The 20,028-nt window shown below is 67.9% G+C and carries 15 protein-coding genes; 10 read left to right on the forward strand and 5 right to left on the reverse strand.

Features of this window, described 5'->3' with window-relative positions; translation table 11 throughout:
- Positions 1–107: 107 nt before the first annotated feature.
- Both ku and ligD read left to right on the forward strand, forming a co-directional pair.
- Positions 108–974, forward strand: coding sequence for a non-homologous end joining protein Ku (gene ku, locus ACFOMD_RS09600; protein ID WP_380860464.1), 867 nt, complete (start codon positions 108–110; stop codon positions 972–974).
- A gap of 4 nt (positions 975–978) precedes the next feature.
- Positions 979–3,375: a DNA ligase D gene (gene ligD / locus ACFOMD_RS09605; protein WP_380860467.1), complete on the forward strand. Its 2,397-nt coding sequence runs from the start codon at positions 979–981 to the stop codon at positions 3,373–3,375.
- A 167-nt stretch (positions 3,376–3,542) separates the two neighbouring features.
- Here the strand turns inward: ligD and ACFOMD_RS09610 are convergent, their stop codons facing one another.
- Positions 3,543–4,193 carry a sigma-70 family RNA polymerase sigma factor gene (locus tag ACFOMD_RS09610; RefSeq protein ID WP_380860470.1) on the reverse strand — a complete coding sequence of 217 codons (651 nt, stop codon included), beginning with the start codon at positions 4,191–4,193 and terminating at the stop codon, positions 3,543–3,545.
- A gap of 189 nt (positions 4,194–4,382) precedes the next feature.
- Here ACFOMD_RS09610 and ACFOMD_RS09615 point away from each other — a divergent pair, with 189 nt between their 5' ends.
- The 5 genes from ACFOMD_RS09615 to ACFOMD_RS09635 all read left to right on the forward strand — a co-directional run bounded on the left by ACFOMD_RS09615 (position 4,383) and on the right by ACFOMD_RS09635 (position 12,821).
- Positions 4,383–6,692, forward strand: coding sequence for a PAS domain S-box protein (locus tag ACFOMD_RS09615; RefSeq protein WP_380860473.1), 2,310 nt, complete (start codon positions 4,383–4,385; stop codon positions 6,690–6,692).
- A gap of 51 nt (positions 6,693–6,743) precedes the next feature.
- Complete coding sequence (locus tag ACFOMD_RS09620; RefSeq protein WP_380860476.1) at positions 6,744–8,354, forward strand: M28 family metallopeptidase; 1,611 nt, start codon at positions 6,744–6,746, stop codon at positions 8,352–8,354.
- Between the two features lie 26 nt (positions 8,355–8,380).
- Positions 8,381–9,643, forward strand: coding sequence for a M48 family metallopeptidase (locus ACFOMD_RS09625; protein ID WP_380860479.1), 1,263 nt, complete (start codon positions 8,381–8,383; stop codon positions 9,641–9,643).
- 134 nt (positions 9,644–9,777) lie between these two features.
- Positions 9,778–10,566 carry an SDR family oxidoreductase gene (locus ACFOMD_RS09630; RefSeq protein WP_380860482.1) on the forward strand — a complete coding sequence of 263 codons (789 nt, stop codon included), beginning with the start codon at positions 9,778–9,780 and terminating at the stop codon, positions 10,564–10,566.
- Positions 10,563–12,821, forward strand: a complete 2,259-nt coding sequence (locus ACFOMD_RS09635) for a xanthine dehydrogenase family protein molybdopterin-binding subunit (RefSeq protein WP_380860485.1) — start codon at positions 10,563–10,565, stop codon at positions 12,819–12,821. Before ACFOMD_RS09630 ends, ACFOMD_RS09635 begins: the two co-directional genes overlap by 4 nt.
- Before the next feature lie 141 nt (positions 12,822–12,962).
- Here ACFOMD_RS09635 and ACFOMD_RS09640 read toward each other — a convergent pair whose 3' ends face one another.
- From ACFOMD_RS09640 to ACFOMD_RS09650, 3 genes are all read right to left on the reverse strand, one after another.
- Complete coding sequence (locus ACFOMD_RS09640; protein ID WP_380860488.1) at positions 12,963–13,883, reverse strand: DMT family transporter; 921 nt, start codon at positions 13,881–13,883, stop codon at positions 12,963–12,965.
- An 88-nt stretch (positions 13,884–13,971) separates the two neighbouring features.
- Complete coding sequence (locus ACFOMD_RS09645) at positions 13,972–14,358, reverse strand: VOC family protein (protein ID WP_380860491.1); 387 nt, start codon at positions 14,356–14,358, stop codon at positions 13,972–13,974.
- A gap of 10 nt (positions 14,359–14,368) precedes the next feature.
- Positions 14,369–15,382, reverse strand: coding sequence for a threonine aldolase family protein (locus tag ACFOMD_RS09650; protein ID WP_380860494.1), 1,014 nt, complete (start codon positions 15,380–15,382; stop codon positions 14,369–14,371).
- Between the two features lie 75 nt (positions 15,383–15,457).
- On the opposite strand from ACFOMD_RS09650, the gene ACFOMD_RS09655 reads away from it, so the two are divergent.
- Entirely contained in the window at positions 15,458–15,700 is a 243-nt protein-coding gene (locus tag ACFOMD_RS09655) for a hypothetical protein (protein WP_380860497.1), read from the forward strand.
- Between the two features lie 75 nt (positions 15,701–15,775).
- Positions 15,776–17,215 carry an amidohydrolase gene (locus tag ACFOMD_RS09660; protein WP_380860500.1) on the forward strand — a complete coding sequence of 480 codons (1,440 nt, stop codon included), beginning with the start codon at positions 15,776–15,778 and terminating at the stop codon, positions 17,213–17,215.
- Between the two features lie 694 nt (positions 17,216–17,909).
- Here the strand turns inward: ACFOMD_RS09660 and ACFOMD_RS09665 are convergent.
- On the reverse strand, positions 17,910–18,899 hold the full coding sequence (locus ACFOMD_RS09665; RefSeq protein ID WP_380860503.1) for an NAD(P)H-dependent flavin oxidoreductase: 990 nt from the start codon (positions 18,897–18,899) through the stop codon (positions 17,910–17,912).
- A 125-nt stretch (positions 18,900–19,024) separates the two neighbouring features.
- Here ACFOMD_RS09665 and ACFOMD_RS09670 point away from each other — a divergent pair, with 125 nt between their 5' ends.
- Entirely contained in the window at positions 19,025–20,017 is a 993-nt protein-coding gene (locus ACFOMD_RS09670) for an SDR family oxidoreductase (RefSeq protein WP_380860506.1), read from the forward strand.
- Positions 20,018–20,028 lie beyond the last annotated feature (11 nt).

The raw sequence follows: 20,028 nt of genomic DNA on the forward strand, positions 1-20,028 counted from the left end.
AGCCGCCGCGCGCAACCCGCGTCATCGCGGATTCCGCCACGTGTCCGGAACGACTCCCGGAGACTCCCGTTTGACTCGCGCGTCCGAGGAAGCAGGAATGGTGATTTATGGCAGCCAGAGCCTATTGGTCGGGACAGATTCGGCTGGCGCTGGTGTCGATTCCGGTCGAGCTGTACAGCGCGACCCGGTCGGCGGGCGGCATCTCGTTCAACCAGATCCACGAGCCGTCGGGTAAGCGGATCAAGTACGAGAAGACGGTGCCGGGCCTCGGCGCCGTCGACCCCGCCGACATCGCCAAGGGCTATGAGTATGAGAAGGGCAATTATGTCCTGCTCGACGAGAAGGAGATTGAAGGCGTCAAGCTGGAGAGCAAGAAGACGCTCGAGCTGACGCAGTTCGTCGATTTCGACGAGATCGACGCAATCTACTTCGACAAGCCCTATTTCGTGGTGCCGCAGGACGACCTCGCCGAGGAAGCGTTCCGCGTGGTCCGCGACGCGCTGAAAAAGACCAAGAAGGTCGGGCTGGGGCAACTGGCGCTGCGCGGCCGCGAATATATCTGCGCGCTGAAGCCCTGCGGCCAGGGCATGGTACTGGAAACGCTGCGTTATGCCGAGGAAGTGAACAAGGCGAAGCAGTTCTTCCGCGGCATCGGCAACGAGGAGTCGCCGGCGGAGCTGATGGAGCTGGCGACCACGCTGATCGAGAAGAAGACCAAGAAGTTCGACCCCGACGCTTTCCACGACCGCTATGAGGATGCGCTGCGCGCGCTGATCGACCGCAAGCTGTCGGGCAAGCGCACCATCAAGGCGGCGAACGACGAGGCCGAGGTGAAGCCGTCGAACGTCGTCGACCTGATGGCGGCGTTGAAGGCGTCGCTGGAGAAGTCGCCGGCGAAGGGGAAGGCCAAGCCGGCCGCTAAGCCCGCGGCGAAGAAGGCGCCCGCCAAGGCCCCGGCGCGCAAGCGCGCCTGAGCTGATGGCCGCCCGCGCCAAGGATGCGCTCAGCGCCTATAATGCCAAGCGCGATTTCAAGAAGACGCCCGAGCCGCCGGGCAAGGTCGCCGTGCGCACCGGCGACCGCTTCATCGTGCAGAAGCATGCGGCGACGCGGCTGCACTATGACTTCCGGCTGGAAATCGACGGCGTTCTGAAAAGCTGGGCGGTGACGCGCGGGCCGAGCTGCAACCCCGACGACAAGCGCCTCGCGGTGCGCACCGAAGACCATCCGATGAGCTATGCGAGCTTCGAAGGGTCGATCCCCAAGGGCGAATATGGCGGCGGCACCGTCATGCTGTGGGACGACGGCAGCTGGGAGCCGCTGCATGATCCGCGCGAGGGGCTGGAATCGGGCAAGCTGCACTTCCGCTTGAAGGGCAAGCGGATGAAGGGCGAGTGGCTGCTCGTCCGGCTGAAGCCCGACAAGCCGGGCGGGCGCGAGAACTGGCTGCTGCGCAAGGTCGAGGACAAGTTCGCCAGCAGCGACACCGACCTGACCGCCGACAACGTCACCAGCATCAAGACCGGCCGGTCGATGGCCGATATCGCCGAGGGGGTGAAGCCGAAGCGCGCGACGAAGGCAGCGCCGCCGCCCAAATTCCGCGATGTGCAGCTCGCCACCCTCGCCGACGTGCCGCCGGCCGGCAGTCAGTGGGTGCATGAGGTCAAGTACGACGGCTATCGCTGCCTGCTGGTGAAGTCGGGCGACAAGGTCGCGGCCTATACGCGCAAGGGCAACGACTGGACTGAGGAGTTCGGGTCGATCGCCCGCGCCGCCGCCGCCATCGACGCACAGTCGGCGGCGATCGATGGCGAGGTGGTGGCGCTGGACGACAAGGGCATGCCGAGCTTTTCGAAGCTGCAGAACGCGCTGAAGGACGGCGGCGAACTGAAGTTCTTCGCGTTCGACCTGTTGGAGCTCGACGGCACCGACCTCACCCACCTTCCGCTGCTTGACCGCAAGGCGCGGTTGCAGCCGCTGATCGCCGATGTCGGCGACCCCCTGCTCTATTCCGACCACATCGCCGGCGACGGCGAGCAGGTGCTGCAGACGCTCTGCAAGTTCGGCGGCGAGGGCATCGTCAGCAAGCGCGGCGACGGCAAGTACATCGGCAAGCGATCGACCTCCTGGCTGAAGGTCAAATGCGTCAAGCGGCAAGAGTTCGTGATCGGCGGCTGGTCGAAATCCGACAAGGGCCGCGGCTTCGCGTCATTGCTGCTCGGCACCTACGAGGGTGGCAAGCTGAAGTACGCGGGGCGCGTCGGCACCGGCTTCGATGCGAAAACCATCGCCGACATCGCCAAACGGATGAAGCCGCTGACGGTCGACAAGCCGGCGTTCGACAAGCTGACCGCCGACGCGCGCCGAGGCGCGCAATGGATCAAGCCGCAGCTGGTCGCCGAGGTGGCGTTCGGCGAGATCACCCCCGATGGCCTCGTCCGCCACGGCAGCTTCATCGGGCTGCGCGCGGACAAGCCGGCGAAGGAGATCGGGCTCGACAAGGCGGTGACCGTCGACGGCGAGCTCAATCGATCGGGCGTGCACATCAGCAGCCCCGACAAGGTGATGTTCCCCGAGCTTGGCGCCACCAAGCGCGAGCTGGTCGATTATTATGAGGCGGTGGCCGAGGCGATGCTGCCGCATGTCGCCGGGCGGCCGCTGTCGCTGGTCCGCTGCCCGCAGGGGCGCGGCAAGGAATGTTTCTTCCAGAAGCATGACAGCGGCATCTTCCCCGCCGGCGTCCGCCAGGTGCGGATCGACGAGACCAAGGGCAAGGCGCAGCCCTATGTCTATATCGACAATGTGCAAGGGCTGATCGCGTGCCTGCAGATGGGGACGCTCGAATTCCACATCTGGGGATCGCGCATCGACCATCTGGAACGGCCCGACCGGCTGGTGATCGACCTCGACCCGGATGAGGGGCTCGGCTTCGACGCAGTGCGAGAAGCCGCGAAGGAAGTGAAAAAAAGGCTGGCCGACCATGGCCTCGACTGCTGGCCGCTGCTGACCGGCGGCAAGGGCCTGCACCTCGTCGCGCCACTGGCGCCGAAGCACGACTGGGAGGCAGTGAAGGCCTTTGCCAAGAACTTCGCCGAGGAGATGGCCGGCGCCCACCCCGACCGCTTCACCTCGAAAATGTCGAAGGCGGGACGCGCGGGCCGCATCTTCATCGACTGGCTGCGCAACCAGCGCGGCGCCACCGCCATCGCCCCCTTCTCCACCCGCGCCCGGCTCAACGCGCCGATCGCGGTGCCGGTAAGCTGGCGGGAATTGGCCAAGGTCGAGGGATCGAGCTTCACCATCGCCGATGTGAAGGCGGCGCTGCGCCATGCCCGCCATGCGGTGCTGGCGTCAAAGCAGGAAATCCCGAGCTGACCTGAAAGCCCCCACAAACGCAAAGCGGCCCGCGCCATCGGGGGGATGAGGCGCGGGCCGGTTAGATGTCCGCCAGAGCGGGGGGCTTGGTAGGCGGACAAGAGGATAACGGCCCGTCCGACCTTTGGTTCCGCGAAAATCGCCTGCGGCAGCCTGCCGCAGCCTGATTACGCTTCCAGCGCCTCGAGCTGGTCTTCCTCGGTGCCCTCGATCATCGCGATCAATGCAGTACGGCCGCGGGCGACACGGCTCTTGATCGTGCCGATAGGGCAGTCGCAGATCTCGGCGGCTTCCTCATAGGTGACGCCACCGGCGCCGACGAGCACCAGCGCCTCGCGCTGGGCGGCGGGCAGCTTGTTCAATGCGCGCTGCACGTCGGCGACGTGGATATGGCGGTCCTGATCGGCGGGGGCCGCGAGCACGCGCTCGGCGGCAAGTTCGTCCCACTCCGCGGTGAAGCGGGTGCGGCGCATCTGGCTGAGGAACAGGTTGCGCAGAATCGTGAAGGTCCATGCCTTGAAGCTGGTGCCTTCCTGGAAACGCTCGCGCGCCGCCCAGGCGCGCAGCACGGCCTCCTGCACAAGGTCGTCGGCGCGGTCGGCACTACCCGACAGCGAGCGGCCGAAGGCGCGCAGCTGCGGAATGACCGCGGCGATCTGGTCCTTGAACGCCTCGTCCGACAGCGCGCCGGGCCGCGGCTTGCCTTCCTCGAGCGCGGCCAGCTGGTCCAGCAGGTCGAGGAACGCGCGCGGCATCACCTGATCGTCGGGCACGAAAGCCGACTTCAGGAGGTCGCCGATGTTCGATCGCATACTCATGTCGCGCTGATGCCCCCGATAGCCTTAACGTCGTTTGAATGCGCAACAGGCCACGCAAAGGCAACTCGTTACGCCCCCGCAGCGAAATCATGCGGGCCTGACCCCATCTAGTGATCGCGGACGCGACGCGAAAGACCCTGCGGCAAAAGCGGTTCCGGCAGGCCGGTCGATGTGCAAAGGATTGCGGCCATGACAACGACGCGCGATCCCAGCGACGCTGGCGGCAGGGCCGCGCTCTCCCCGCTCGATCCGCGCTTTGCCGGCACCTACCCCGCCGTCTTCATCACCGCCGACCGCGAGGGCCGGGTAACCTTCGCCGAGGATTCGCATGGATCGCCGCTCGATCTGCCGCCGCCGGGCGCCACCGGGATGGAGCCGTTCGACCCCGTCCACCCCGCCGACCGCGAGACGATCCGCGAGGTGGCGATCGCCGCGGTGCGGGACGGGACGTTCTTCGACGGCGAGATGCGGATGCGCACGGTCGACGGCGGCTATCGCTGGACACGGGTACGCGGGCGCTTCGATGTCGCCGACCAGCACTGGTACGGCAGCCTGGAGGATGTCCACGACCGCCGCACCGCGCAGGCGCTCGCCCACGCCAGCGACGCGCAACTGCGCGCTCTCCTCGACAATATGAACGAGGGCGTGATCGCCATCGCCGCCGACGGCAAGCAGGGCTTCTTCAACCGCGCCTATGCGCAGCTCTACGCCGAGCAATTGGGTGAGCGCGACTGGGCCAACCTCGACGAGCTGTTCACCTCTTTCGATGTCGAATTCTCCGACGGCACGCCGATCCCGAGCGCCGACCGCCCGATCCTGCGCATCCTGCGCGGCGAGACGATCCGCGACCTGCACATCGTCGCCCGGCTCAAGAAGAGCGGGCAGATCCATCATTTCATCTACAATGGCCAGCCGATCCTCGGCGCCGACGGCAAGATCGAGTTCGCCATGCTGTCGGTGCGCGATGTCACCGACCGCTATGCAACGCAGGCCGCGCTGGAGGCGAGCGAGGCGCGGTTTCGCGGCGTGTTCGAATCGGGCGTCGTCGGCATGTGCATCATCGACGTCGACACGCAGGAGACGCTGGCGATCAACGACCGGCTGCTGGAGATTACCGGCGGGACGCGTGCCGCGTTCGAGAGCGGGGCATGGGACTGGGTGAGCGTGACCCACCCCGACCATCTGGAGCGCGACCGCATCGCCGCCGAACAGGCGCGGGCGACCGGCAAGGCCGAGCCGTTCGAGAAGACCTATGTGCTGCCCGATGGCCGGCGGATGGAGGTGCGCGTCACCTCGGCGCAGATGCCACGCAGCCCGCGCCAGTTCGTGGTGTGCGTCGAGGACATCACCGACCTGAAGCGCACCAACCAGCAGTTGCGCGAGAGCGAGGCCGAGCTGCAGGCGATCCTGCGCAGCCTGGAGGAAGGCGTTGCCGCGGTGTCGCCGGAAGGACGCGTGCTGTTCGCCAACGACGCCTATGCCCGCATGACCGCCGCGCCCGAGGCCGAACTGCTGGGCCTGACCATCGGCGAGATCCACAGCCGCTTCGACGTGCTCGACGAAGGCGGCGAGCCGATCCCGATGGCGGCACGGCCGCTGTCGCGCCTGCTGCGCGGCGAGCGCATCGGGCCGGGCGAGGCGCGCGCCCGCTTCCCCGACGGGCGCGAAGCCTACACCGTCTACAGCGGCGAGCCGGTTTTCGATGCCGCCGGCAAGCTGGCCATGTCGATCCTGGTGTTTCGCGACGTGACCCGCCGCAAGGAGGCGGAGGCCGAGCTGACGCGCACCCAGCAGGAGCTGATCCATGTGTCGCGGGTGAGCGCGATGGGCACGATGGCGGGGTCGCTGGCGCATGAGCTGAACCAGCCGCTCGCCGCCGTCGCCAACTATGCCGCCGCCGCGCAGATGATGCTGTCGGTCGATGGCAGCGACGACGAGGTCGCCGCGGTGCTCGACCGCGTGTCGGACGAGGCGGTGCGCGCCGGGCAGATCGTCAACCGCCTGCGCCGCTTCATCACCAAGGGCGAGGTCGATCGGCGCCCGGAAAGCCTTGCCGCGATCGTCCGCGAGGCGGTGGGCATCGCGCACAGCGACGCGCTGACCCAGGGCGCGCAAGTGAAGCTGAAGCTCGATCCCGACGCCGATATCGTGCTCGTCGACCGCATCCAGCTGCAGCAGGTGGTGTTCAACCTCGTGCGCAACGCGGTCGAGGCGATGCATGCCAACGGCGAGCGCGAACTGACCATCGCCAGCCGCGCCACCGAGGACGACGACATCGAGCTGCTCGTCGCCGACCGCGGCCCCGGCCTGCCGCCCGCGGTCGCCGACCGGCTGTTCGAACCGTTCATCACCACCAAAGAGTCCGGGATGGGCATCGGCCTTCCCATCTGCCGGTCGATCGTCCGCGCCCACGGCGGCGACATCCGTGCCGAGCCGCGACCGACCGGCGGCACCGTGTTCATCGTCACCCTGCCCCGCCCCGATCCGGAAGACTGGTGATCGCCCGCGCGCCGCGCTAGCCTTCCCCAAAATTCAGCGAGCGGAGCAGGCATGAAGAAGTGGGTAGCGGCGGTTGCGGTGCTGGCGGCGACGGGCGTCCAGGCCGAGAATTACAAGCCCAGCACCGAAACCATCCGCGCGCATATCAGCTTCCTCGCCGACGATTCGATGCGCGGGCGCGAAGCGGCTACCCAAGAATATGACATCGCAGCCGCCTATGTGGCGTCGCGCTTCATCGAATATGGCCTGACCCCGGCGGGCGACGCGGGGAGCTTCCTGCAGAAAGTGCCGATGACGACCTTTACGCCGTCAAAGGGCAGCATTGCCCTGACGCCGCGCGGCGGGGCGGCGGTGCCGCTGATTTTCGGCGACGACTATGTGCCGGCAGGAACGCCGCTGCCGCAGGTGAAGCTCGACGCGCCGCTGGTGTTCGCCGGCTTCGGCGTGTCGGCGCCCGGCTACAAACATGACGACTACAAGGGCCTCGACGTGAAGGGGAAGATCGTCGTCGTGCTGTTCGGCGCGCCAAAGTGGTTCCAGGGCGAGGAGCGCGCGCACTATGGCAACGCCGTCACCAAGCGGCAGCTGGCGGCAGCGCGCGGCGCGGCGGGCATCATCACCGTCTACACGCCGACCCGCGAGAAGGTGCTGCCGTTCGCGCGGCTGAAGGGCAGCTTCGACAGCGCGGGCATGACCTGGACCGACAAGGCGGGCAAGCCCTGGTTCCCGGCGCCGAGCGCGCCGCCGATCGCTACCGTTGGCCTCGCGGGCGCCGAGAAACTGTTCGCCGGTGCGCCGGCCACGGTTTCGCAGCTGATGGCGGCGGCGGAATCGGCGACGGCGGTGCCGATGCCGCGCTTTGCCCTCCCGTTGCGCGCCGCGGTGGCGCTGGAGAACAAGGTCGGCACCGGCGTCAGCTCGAACGTCGCCGGCGTCATTCCCGGCAGCGACCCCAAGCTGAAGGACGAGGTCGTCGTGCTGTCGGCGCATCTCGACCATGAAGGCGTCGGGCCGGCGGTCAACGGCGACACCATCTACAATGGTGCGATGGACAATGCCTCGGGCATCGCGACGATGCTGGAGGTGGCGAAGGGCTTCCAGCAGGACGGCGTGAAGCCGAAGCGCACGGTGATGTTCCTCGCGGTTACCGCCGAGGAAAAGGGCCTCGTCGGCGCGGACTATTTCGCGCAGAACCCGACGGTGCCCAAGGCGGGGATCGTCGCCAACGTCAATCTCGATATGCCGATCCTCATCCATGATTTCACCGACGTTGTCGCCTATGGCGGCGACCGCTCGACGATCGGCGGCGCGGTGAAGCGCGCGGCCGAGGGGCTGGGCCTCGCGCTCGCCGCCGACCCCAGCCCCGACCAGGGCATCTTCACCCGCAGCGACCATTATCGCTTCGTCCAGCAGGGCGTGCCGTCGGTGTTCCTGAAGACGGGGCCGGGCAACGGCGGCGCCGAGGCCGACCGCGTGTTCCGCGCCACCCGCTATCACCGCCCGAACGACGATCTGGCGCAGGGCATCAACTATGCCGCCGCCGCCCGCTTCGCCGCGGTGAACTATGCCGTGGCGCGCGAGCTGGCCGACGTGGCCGAGCGGCCGCGCTGGAACAAGGGCGATTTCTTCGGGACGACATTCAAGGGCTTCGGGGCCGAATAGCGGCCGCATCCGGGGGGAGAACGAAGATGAGGAAATTGGGATTGGGACTGGCGGCGGCGGCATTGTGCGCCGCCGTGCCGGTGATGGCGCAAGAGACCGCGCCGGCGTTCGATGCCGAGGCCGCGACGCAGGCCTATATGGCGACGCTGTCGGGGGCGGCGCGCGCCAAGTCCGACGCCTATTTCGAAGGCGGCTATTGGCTGATCCTGTGGGGGGCGGTGGTCAGCATCGTCACCAATCTGATCTTCCTCCGGCTCGGCTGGTCGGCGCGCCTGTCCGCTTGGGCGGGGCGACGGACGCAGCGGCCGTTCCTGCGCTCGCTGCTGTGGGCGGCGCCCTATATCCTGATCATCTCGCTGATGACGCTACCCTGGTCCTGGTATCAGGAATATTATCGCGAGCATCAGTATGGCCTCTCCAACCAGAGCTTCGGCGCGTGGTTCAGCGAGGGCACGATGGGTCTCGCCATCAGCATCGTCGTCATGTCGCTGCTGATCGGCGGGCTGCTGGCGCTGGTGCGGCGCTATCGTGAGAATTGGTGGGGAATCGGTGCGGCCGCGACCCTGGTGTTCGTCGCGATCCTGCTGATGGTGGCGCCGGTCTCGATCGCGCCGCTATTCAACAAATACTCGCCGATGGAGGCGGGGCCGCTGCGCGAGCAGATCCTGTCGATGGCGCGCGCCAACACCGTGCCCGCCGACAATGTCTATGTCGTCGACCAGTCGCGGCAGACGACGCGCATCTCGGCAAACGTCTCCGGCCTTGGGCCGACGATCCGCATCTCGCTCAACGACAATCTGCTGAACCAGGGTACGCCCGCGGAGGTCCGCGCGGTGATGGGGCATGAGCTGGGGCATTATGTGCTCAACCACAGCTTCTCGCTGCTGCTCGGCTTCGGCGTGATCATTCTGCTCGCCTATCTCTCGGTGGCGAAACTGGTGCCGGTGCTGCTCCGCAAATGGGGCGGGCGCTGGGGCGTGACCGAGGTCACCGATCCGGCGGCGGTGCCGGCGGCGTTCATCGTGCTCGCCGTCTACTTCATGCTGGCGACGCCCTTCACCAACAGCCTGACGCGCATGCACGAGCAGGAGGCCGACGTGTTCGGCCTCGCCGCCGCCCGCGCGCCCGACGGCTTTGCCAAGGTGGCGATGAAGCTGTCCACCTATCGCAAGATCGAACCGTCAACGTGGGAGGAGATCATCTTCTTCGACCACCCCTCGGGCCACACCCGCGTCTCGACGGCGATGAAGTGGAAGGCGGAGAATATCGGCGCGGCGGATATCGAGTGATCTTTCCCCTTCCCGAGGGGGAGGGGTAAGGGGTGGGCTCGGCTGACGCGGTTGACTTGATCGGGCGACACGGGCGCTCGAACGCCCACCCCTTACCCCTCCCCGTCGGGGAGGTGATGCGATAAGCAGCGCCCATGCCCCGCCTGCTGATCATCGGACAAGGCTACACCGGCGCCCGCCTGGCCACGCGGCTGTGGGACGCCGGCTGGGACGTGATCGGCACCAGCCGCACGGGCAGCGACACGCTGCTCGCGTTCGACCATCCGGCGATGCTCGATGCGATCAAAGGGGCGACGCATATCCTGTTGTCGGTGCCGCCCGAGGGCGAGCGCGATCCGGTGCTTGAGCGCTACGGCGAAGCCATCCGCGTCTCGGCGGCCGAGTGGGTCGGCTATCTCTCCTCGACGGGCGTCTATGGCGATGCGGGCGGCGCATGGGTCGATGAAAGCGCGCCGGTCGGGACCGGGCGGCGCTCGGCGCGGGCGGCGGCCGATCTGGCGTGGCAGGCGCTGCGGGCGGACATGCGGGTGTTCCGGCTGCCGGGCATCTATGGGCCGGGACGCTCGGCGCTTGACCGGCTGAGCAGCCCGCGGGTCGATGCGCCGGGACATTTGTTCAGCCGCATCCATGTCGATGACATCGTCGGTGCGGTGGTCGCCTCGTTCGAGCGTGGACCCGGCGTGTGGAACGTCGCCGACGACGAACCGGCGACCAGCCGCGCCGTCGCCGAATGTGCCTGCGACCTGGCGGGCGTCCCCTACCCGCCGCTCGTCACGCCCGACGAACTTTCCGCGCCGGCTCGCGCTTTTTACAGCGAGCGCCGCGCCGTCGCGAACGGCAAGATGAAGCGCGACCTCGGCTATCGCCTGCGCTACCCTAACTACCGCGAGGGCCTGCGCGCCTGTGTGGAGACGACCCCATGAAGTTCGGCGGACATTCGGTAAAGCGCATCGAGGACGACCGGCTGCTGACCGGCCAAGGGCGATACACCGACGACGTGCAACTGCCGGACATGGCCTATGGCGTGACCTTGCGCAGCCCCTATGGCCATGCGCGTGTCGCCAGCATCGATACGGCGGCGGCGAAGGCGATGCCGGGGGTGCTCGCCATCTATACCGCCGCCGATGTCGCCGGCTATGGCGGCATTCCCTGCATCGTGCCGCTGTCGAAGGTGCAGACGCCGCACCCGCTGCTGACCGACGTGGCGCGCTTCGTCGGCAACGGCATCGCCTTCGTCGTCGCCGACAGCCGCGAGGCCGCGCGCGCCGCCGCCGAGGCGATCGAGGTCGACTTCGACGAGCTGCCCGCGATCACCACCATCGACGAAGCGATCGCCGACGGCGCCGCCGAAATCTGGCCGGGCGGCAACGACATCTTCCTGTGGGAGAAAGGCGACGCGGCCGCGGCGCAGGCCGCGATCGACGGTGCCGCGCACGTCACCCGGCTGCGCGTCGTGCAGAACCGCGTGGCGCCGACCTCGATGGAGGTGCGCGCCGCGGTCGGGTCGTGGGACGCGGAGGGCGGCTACACGCTCCACGCCGGCAGCCAGGGCGTCGCCGGGATGCGCGACCAGCTCGCCAAGCATATCCTCAACGTGCCCGCCGAGCAGATCCGTGTCATCACCGGCGACGTCGGCGGCGGCTTCGGCATGAAGAGCTTCGTCTACCCGGAATATGCGCTGGTGCTGATCGCCGCGCGCGACCTCGGGCGGCCGGTGAAGTGGACCGGTGATCGCTCCGACGCCTTCCAGACCGACACGCACGGCCGCGCGATGGTCTCCGATGCGGTGCTGGCGCTCGATGCGAAAGGGATGATCACCGCCTTGAAGGTCGAAACCTGGTCCGACCTCGGCGCCTATCAATCGACCTTCGGCCCGGCGATCCAGACGATGGCGGGCGGCACGATCATCGGCGGCGTCTACCGCATCCCGGCGATCCACAACGCCGTCCACGGCGTCATCACCAACACCGCGCCGGTCGACGCCTATCGCGGCGCCGGACGGCCCGAATCCGCCTACATCATGGAGCGGCTGATCGAGGCGGCGGCGCGGCAGGCGGGGCTCTCCGTCGACGAGATCCGCCGCCGCAACCTGCTGCGTCCCGACGAGCTGCCGCACGCCAACGGCCTCGGCCTTACCTTCGACGTCGGCAACTATCCGGCGGTGCTCGAAAAGGCGGTGCGGCAGAGCGACTGGGCGGGCTTCGCCGCGCGCAAGTCCGACGCGGTGCGCCGCAGCCAGCGCTATGGGCGGGGCCTCTGCTATTATGTCGAGATCGCGGGCGGCGGCGGCACACAGGAATTCGCCGACATCCGCGTCGCCGCCGACGGCATCGTCGAGGCGGCGGTCGGCACGCAGTCGAACGGGCAAGGCCATGAGACGGCCTATGCGCAGGTGCTCGCCGACCAGCTCGGCATCGACATCGACCGGGTGCGCATCGTGCAGGGCGACACCGAGCGGCTCGACCAGGGCCACGGCACCGGCGGCTCGCGCTCGCTGGTGTGGGGCGGCGGGGCGATCATCGTCGCCGCCGACGAGATGATCGAGCGCGGCAAGGCCCTCGCCGCCGGCGATCTGGATGCGGCCGAGATCGACTATGCCGAAGGGCTGTTCAGCGCGCGCGGCACCAACCGCACGATCAGCCTGCACGAGCTGGCGGCGAAGCACCCGCAGGCACTCGACGGCCGCGCGAAATACAGTATCCCCGCGCCCAAGCCCGCCTGGCCGAACGGCTGCCACATCGCCGAGGTCGAGGTCGATCCGGCGACCGGCATGGTGAAGGTCGCGCGCTACTCGCTCGTCGACGATTTCGGCACGATCATGAACCCGATGCTCGTCGAGGGGCAGGTGCACGGCGGCATCGCGCAGGGGCTCGGCCAGGCGCTGATCGAGAACATCGTCTATGGCGACGGCGCGCAACTGCTGACCGGCAGCTTCATGGATTATGGCATCCCGCGCGCCGACGACATGCCGCGTGTCGAATTCGACACGCTGGGCACGCCCAACCCCAACAATCCGCTCGGCGCCAAGGGCTGCGGCGAGGCGGGAACGATCGGCGCGATGCCGTCGATCATCAACGCGATCATCGACGCCCTCGACGGCACGCAGCTCGAGATGCCGGCGACGCCCGAGAAGGTGTGGCGGCTGTGCCGGGAGCTTGAGGCTAGCCGGGCAGCGTGACCGCCTGCCCCCCCAACACATCCGTCATACCGGCGAAAGCCGGTATCCAGTCGATGGTCGGTCTGGATACCGGCTTTCGCCGGTATGACGGTAGTGGGGTGACTGGGAAGGCGCGCATCCGCTCGAAGCGCGGCTCAGCCGTCAGCGCGACCTTGCCCTCAGCGCGATGTACAAACCCGCGCAGACCAGCGCGGCGCCGGCGAGGGCCGGGGCGCTCCACGCATAGCCTTCGTAGATTGTCGACAGCGCCATCGCGACCAGCGGAATGACCACGCTCGAATAGGCGGCGCGCGCCGGGCCGATGGCGCGGATCATGTCGAAATAGATCGTGAAGGCGACCGCCGAGGCGGCGATGCCGAGATAGAAGAGGCCGGCGATATAGGTCGGCGTCCATGCGATCACCGGCGGCCCCACCGTCACCCAGGCGTAGATCGCATTGCCCGCCGCGCCGTAGAGCATCGCCCAGGCGAGCGCCGCCCGAATGTCGAGCGAGCGTCCCATCTCGGTCGCCTGCATGACGTTGACGATCGAGGCGGCAAGCACGCCGAGCAGCGTCAGCGACAGGCCGATCGCGACGCCGTCGCCGGCGCTGTCGAACTCCCGCCAGAACATCAGCCCGACGCCGACGATGCCAAGCAGCGACCCCCAGGCGAAGCGGAGCGTCACGCGCTGCTTCAGGAACAGCCACGACAGGATGGCATTGGGCACCACGAGCAGCGCGAAGGCCACGGCGACGAGCCCCGAGGTGACATAGGCTTCGGCGCGATAGACGAAGTTGAAGTTCAGCGAGAACTGGAACAGCGCCATCACCAGGAAGAAGCCGTGCGCCTTCGCCGGCTGCTTCAGGCTGCGCCCGGTCACGAGGCAGGCGACCGCCATGACGGCGCCGGCGATCAGGAAGCGATAAGCGACCGACCAGGTCGGCGGCACCACGCCGAGCTGGCCGCGGATGACCAGCCAGGTCGACCCCCAGATCAGGGTGACGATGGCGAACTGCGCGAGGATGCGCGACGGCAAGAGCTGCGGCGTACCGGCCTTTTGCGGCTCGACGGGGGCGTGCAAGGGGTGCGGCTCCTGCGGTCGTGAGGCCGGGCTTTAGCCGGTTGTTACGGCCTCGACCACCCGCTGCTTTCGCATGGCTGGCATGCGGTTAGTCCTTCAACGAGCGATGGCAGACCGCCTGCAACTTGTTGCCGTCCGGGTCGCGGACGTAGGCGCCATAATAGTTGGCGTGATAATGTGGGCGAAGTCCCGGCGCGCCTTCGTCGCTGCCGCCATTGGCCAGCGCCGCGGCGTGGAAGGCGTCGACGATGGCGCGGTCCTGCGTGATGAAGGCGATGTGCTCGCCGTTGCCGTGGCTTGCGGGGCGACCGTCGAAGGGCGGCACGATGAAAATCTTTTCGCCGGTCCACGAGCCATAGGCGAGCGAGCCGCCCTGCTTCATCAGCGACGGCTGGCCGAGCACCGCCATGATCGCGTCGTAGAAGGGTTCAGCCTTGGTCACATCGTTGGTGCCGAGCGTCACATGGCTGAACATCGCTTCCCCCTTATTCCAGCGCGGCGAAGGCGGCGGCGAGCGCCGTGATCTCCTCCTCGCGCTGATCCCACGAAACGACGAAGCGCGCCTCGCCCGATCCGGCGGCGCCCCAATCGTAGAAGTTGAAACCCTGCGCGCGCAGCCTGTCGCCGTTCGAGCCGATGTCGACGAACACCTCGTTGGCCTCGACCGGATGCGTCAGCCGCGCGCCCGCCGCCGCCGCCAGCCTCCGCGCGCCGCCGTTCGACGCCGCGGCGTTGCGCTGCCATGCGCCGCTTTCGACATAAGCGATCAGCTGCGCGGCGTTGAACCGCCCTTTCGACGGCATCTGCCCGGCGCGCTTGCGGCGGAACGGCAAATCCTCGGCGAGGCTCTCGTCGAAGAACACCAAGGCCTCGGCCGACATGCCGCCGTTCTTGATCGCGCCGAAGCTCAGCACCTCGACGCCGGCGCGCCAGGTCACGTCGCCGGGGTGGCAGCCGAGATGGACCAGCGCATTGGAGAAGCGGGCGCCGTCCATGTGGACGCGCCAGCCGCGCGATTTCGCCATACCGGCGAGCGCCGCGACCTCGTCGGGCGAATAGACGGTGCCGTACTCCGTCGCCTGCGTCAGCGACAGCGCGCGGATCTGCACCTGATGCACGTCGCCGCGCATCGCGGCGGTGCCGGTCGCGACGCTCTCCGGGGTCAGCTTGGCATGGTCGCCGTCGCACAGCAGCAGCTTGGCGCCGCCGGTGAAGAATTCGGGCGCGCCGCACTCGTCGACCTCGATATGCGCCTCGCGGTGGCAGACGATCGCGCCGAACGGCGGCACCAGCGACGCGAGCGCGAGGCTGTTCGCCGCGGTACCGCTCGACACCGCGAACACGCGGCAGCGGGTACCGAAGAAGTCGGAGAACGTATCGTCGAGCCGCTTCGACCAGGGATCGCCGTCATAGGCGCTGTCGGTGGCGACGTTGGCGGCGACCACCGCCTCCATCACTTCGGGGCAGACGGAGGCGGCGTTGTCGGAAAGGAAGCGCATATCCCTGCGCTATCGGGTCGCGCGCGACGGTGCAAGGCGTGGCGTGGCGGGCGGCGCAATGCTAGGCAAACGGACATGATCACCCTCCTCGCTTCCGCCGCCCTGACGATCGCCACGCCGTCGGCGATCGATGCCGCCGCCGTTACCTGCGGGCTGGCGAAAAGCGATCTCAGCTGGACGCAGATCGAACCGAAGACATTGTCGCTGACCCGGATCAGCCCGACGATCGATTCGAAGAAATTCTTGTGTTTCGGGAAGTGGCTGAAGGATCAGGGCATCCGCACCGCGGTGCTGAGTGCGCCGCTCGATCCGCAATAGCGGAAAAGCAGTAGCCGCCCGCCGATCCCCCGCTAACATGCCGGCCTTCTCGAATCCGGCTGGGGTATCTCGAACATGAAGAAGCTGATCGGTGCGGCGATGATGGCGCTCGTCGCGGGCGCGGTGCAGGCGCAGGACACGCAGGTGGCGCTCGACCGCATCGACCGCGACGCGGCAAAGAATGCCGAGCTGGCCAAGTCGATCTGGACCTTCGCCGAGGTCGGCTATCTCGAGACCAAATCGTCGGCGCTGCTGCAAAAGCAGTTGAAGGACGCGGGGTTCAAGATTGAGGCGGGCGTCGCCGGCATCCCGACCGCCTTCACCGCGACTTGGGGCAGCGGCGGCCCGGTGATCGGCGTGCTCGGCGAGTTCGACGCGCTGCCCGGCATCAACCAGGCCGATGTGCCGACCCGCCAGCCGGTGCCCGGCAAGTCGGCGGGCCATGCCTGCGGCCATCATCTGTTCGGCGTCGCCTCGGCCTCGGCCGCCATCGCGGTGAAGGACTGGCTGCAGAAGACCGGCGCCAAGGGCACCATCCGCTTCTACGGCACGCCGGCGGAAGAAGGCGGCGCGGGCAAGGTCTATCTGGTGCGCGACGGGCTGTTCAAGGACGTCGACATCGCGCTGCACTGGCATCCGGGATCGGAGAACAGCGCCGACATCGAGACGACCAACGCCAACAAGTCGGGCAAATTCCGCTTCAAGGGCGTCTCCGCCCATGCCGCCGGCGCGCCGGAGCGCGGCCGCTCGGCACTCGACGGCGTCGAGGCGATGAACATGATGGCCAACATGATGCGCGAGCACCTGCCGCAGGAATCGCGCATGCACTATGTCATCACCTCGGGCGGCAGCACGCCCAACGTCGTCCCCGACTATGCCGAAGTCTTCTACTACATGCGCAACCCCGACCCGGAGATCGTGCGCGACAGCTTCGATCGGCTGGTGAAGGCGTCGGAGGGCGCCGCGCTCGGCACCGGCACGACCGTCGAGCATGAGGTGATTCACGGCATCAACAGCCTGCTGCCCAACCGCTATTTGCAGAACATCGTCCACGCCAATATGACCAAGGTCGGCGGGGTGAAGTACAGCGCGGCGGACACCGCGTTCGCGCAGAAGCTGCTGCCGTCGCTCGATACCAAGCGGACGCTGGCGGAAGCGACGCAGATCGACCCGCTGAGCGAGAGCCATGGCGCGGGTTCGACCGACGTCGGCGACGTCAGCTACACGGTGCCGACCGCCGGCTTCTCGACCGCGACCTGGGTGCCGGGGACGGCGGCGCATAGCTGGCAGGCAGTGGCGGCCGGCGGCACGCCGATCGGCTTCCAGGGGATGCAGAACGCCGCGAAGATTTTGGCGCTGACCGCGATCGAACTCTACCAGAACCCCGACCATATCGTCGCGGCGAAGGCCGAGTTCGACCAGCGGCGCGGGCCCAACTTCGTCTACAAAAGCCTACTCGGCGACCGGAAGCCGCCGCTCGACTATCGCGTGAACAAGACGCCGGGCGGGGAGTGAGGCGCTAAGGCCGCCCTCTCCCTCGCCCGCTTGCGGGAGAGGGAGGGGCCCGTCCTCCGTAGCTTTAGCGAAGGAGGATGGGAGGGTGAGGGTGTACCGCCCTCTCAGTTCAGCACCGCCGACGCCAAGCTCGCTGGCGCTCGCACACCCTCACCTAACCTCTCCCGCAGGCGGGAGAGGGACCGACAGGGGCGATGTTCGCGCGCATCCCCTGGCTTATTTCAAATATCGTCGTACCGGCGACCGCGGGGTCCATTCCCCGAGGCATCGGCGGTAATGGATCCCCGCCTTCGCGGGGATGACGATGGGGTTGTACGGCAGTTCCAACCTCAAGCCGTCATACCGGCGAAAGCCGGTATCCAATCGGACGGTGAAGAGTCAGCGGCGCCTGGCCTTTCCCTCGCCCGCTTGCGGGAGAGGGAGGGAGCTTTAGCGAAGGAGGATGGGAGGGTGAGGGTGTACCGCCTTCTCAGTTCAGCACCGCCGACGCCAAGCTCGCTGGCGCTCGCACATCCTCACCTAGCCTCTCCCGCAGGCGGGAGAGGGACTGACAGGCGCGATGTTCGCGCGCATCCCCCCTATTACTTCAAATCTGTCATACCGGCGAAAGCCGGTATCCAGTCGACGGTCGGTCTGGATACCGGCTTTCGCCGGTATGACGGGTTTAGGGGTGCGAAGCGCGGTGCGAACTCGCTTACGGCCCGACCGCCACGCCCTGCTTCTGCTGGACGAGGAAGCCCGGCAGCCTGCCGATCGCCGCTTCGGCTTCCTGCAACGTCCGCCGCACGATCTCCGCCGCCGGCAGAATTTCGCGGACACCGCCGCCGCCCTGCCCGGCCGCGAGGCACTGCTTCGCGGGGTCGACATTGTCGACGATGCCGGCGATCGGGCCGAGGCGGTTCTCGCGCACTGACTCCATCGCCTGCATCGGGAACGGCTGCACCGGCTTGCCCTCCCATTCCTTGGTGGTCTCGTTGGCGATAGCGCGCAGCGTCTTGCCCGTGAAGGCGCGGCTGATCACCGTGTCGGCCTCGCTCATCGCGACGATGGCGTCCTTGTAGGGCTGACCGGCGTGCGCCTCGGCGCTGGCGATGAAGCGGGTGCCCATCCACACGCCCTGGCAGCCGAAGGCCAGCGCGGCGGCGAGGCCGCGGCCGTCGTAGAGGCCGCCCGCCGCGATCACCGGCACGTCGACCGCGTCGACGACCTGCGGCCACAGCGCGACGCTGGCGACCGAGCCGGTATGGCCGCCGCCCTCGGTGCCCTGCACGATCACCACGTCGCAGCCGGCCTCGGCTGCCTTCTCGGCGTGGCGGACGGTGCCGCACATGCTCATCACGACGATGCCGGCGCCGTGCAGCTTTTCGAGGATCGAGGTCGGCACGCCGAGGCCGGCGATGAAGGCTTTCGCGCCCTCTTCGATGATGACGTCGACGCTTTCGATCAGCGTTTCGGGCTGCGCGGCGAGCAGGTCGACGCCGAACGGCTTGTCGGTCAGTTCCTTCACCCGGCGCATCTGGCCGCGGATGAATTCCGGCGAGGTGCCCGCCATGCCGAGCGAGCCGAAGCCGCCCGCCTCGCTGACCGCGGCGCAGACCTCGGCATAGGAGACGCCGCCCATGCCGGCGAGCAGGATCGGATGCTCGATGCCGAGCAGGTCGCAGATGGGCGTGCGAAGCGTCATGTGTCGGATACTCCCCGTGGATTGTTGGCGGCCATCCTAATGGTCGCGCGGCCGCCGCCTACTCCCCCTTTCAATAAGCGGCATCAGGCGTAAGCTGCCGCAAAAGATATTTCGGGGAGGAAACGATGGCTGAGAACGGGATCGACCGGCGGGCGCTGCTCGGCGGCGCGGCGGTGATGGCAGCAGCGAGCGCGGCCCCCGTGGCCGCGCAAGCGAAGCTCGACGTGGCGGGCAAGTCGGTGCTGATCACCGGCTGCAGCTCGGGCTTCGGCAAGCTGACCGCGCTGCACCTGGCGCGGAACGGCGCCAATGTCATCGCCTCGATGCGCAACACGCAGGGCGGCAAGCGCAAGGAAGCGCAGGAGCTGGCCGACGTCGCGGCGAAAGAGAAGCTGAGGCTGAGCGTCGTCGAGATCGACGTGCTGAGCGACGCGCTCGTCGCCTCGGGTACCGCGGCAGCGCAGAAGATCGCGGGTGGCGCGCTCGACGTGCTGGTCAACAATGCCGGCATCGGCATCTCAGGCCCGGTCGAGCTGCTCGACCTTCAGGCGACGCAGCTGATCTTCGACACCAACCTCTTCGGCTATCTGCGCGTCGCCCGGGCGGTGCTGCCGGCGATGCGGGCGAAGAAGGCGGGGCTTGTGTTCAACGTGTCGTCGCAGCTCGGGCGCGTCGTCATCCCCGGCGTCGGCCATTATTCGTCGACCAAGTTCGGCGTCGAGGCGATGTTCGAAGCGATGGCCTATGAGCTGGCGCCGTTCGGCGTCGAGGTGACAATCATCCAGCCGGGCGGCTACCCGACCGAAGTGTGGGCCAACGGCCGCCGCCTGTCCGACGCGGCGCTGGCCCGCGCCGATACCGAGCGCAAGGCGGCCTATGCCCCGCACATCGCGATGGCGGAGAAGATGTTCGGCACCGGCGGCAACACCGACCCGATGGATGTGGCGCGCGCGATCGGCGAGATCATCGCGATGCCGGCGGGCAGTCGCCCGCTGCGGCGGCCGGTGCATCCCAACACCAAGGCGACCGAGGCGCTGAACGCGGCGCATGCACAGGTGCAGGCGATGGCGCTCGGCAACGGCCCGTTCGCGCCATGGTTCAAGGCGGTGACCGACTGACGACTAGACTC

It is taken from the genome of Sphingoaurantiacus capsulatus (assembly GCF_042648405.1).
In the GTDB taxonomy this organism is placed as follows: domain Bacteria; phylum Pseudomonadota; class Alphaproteobacteria; order Sphingomonadales; family Sphingomonadaceae; genus Sphingoaurantiacus; species Sphingoaurantiacus capsulatus.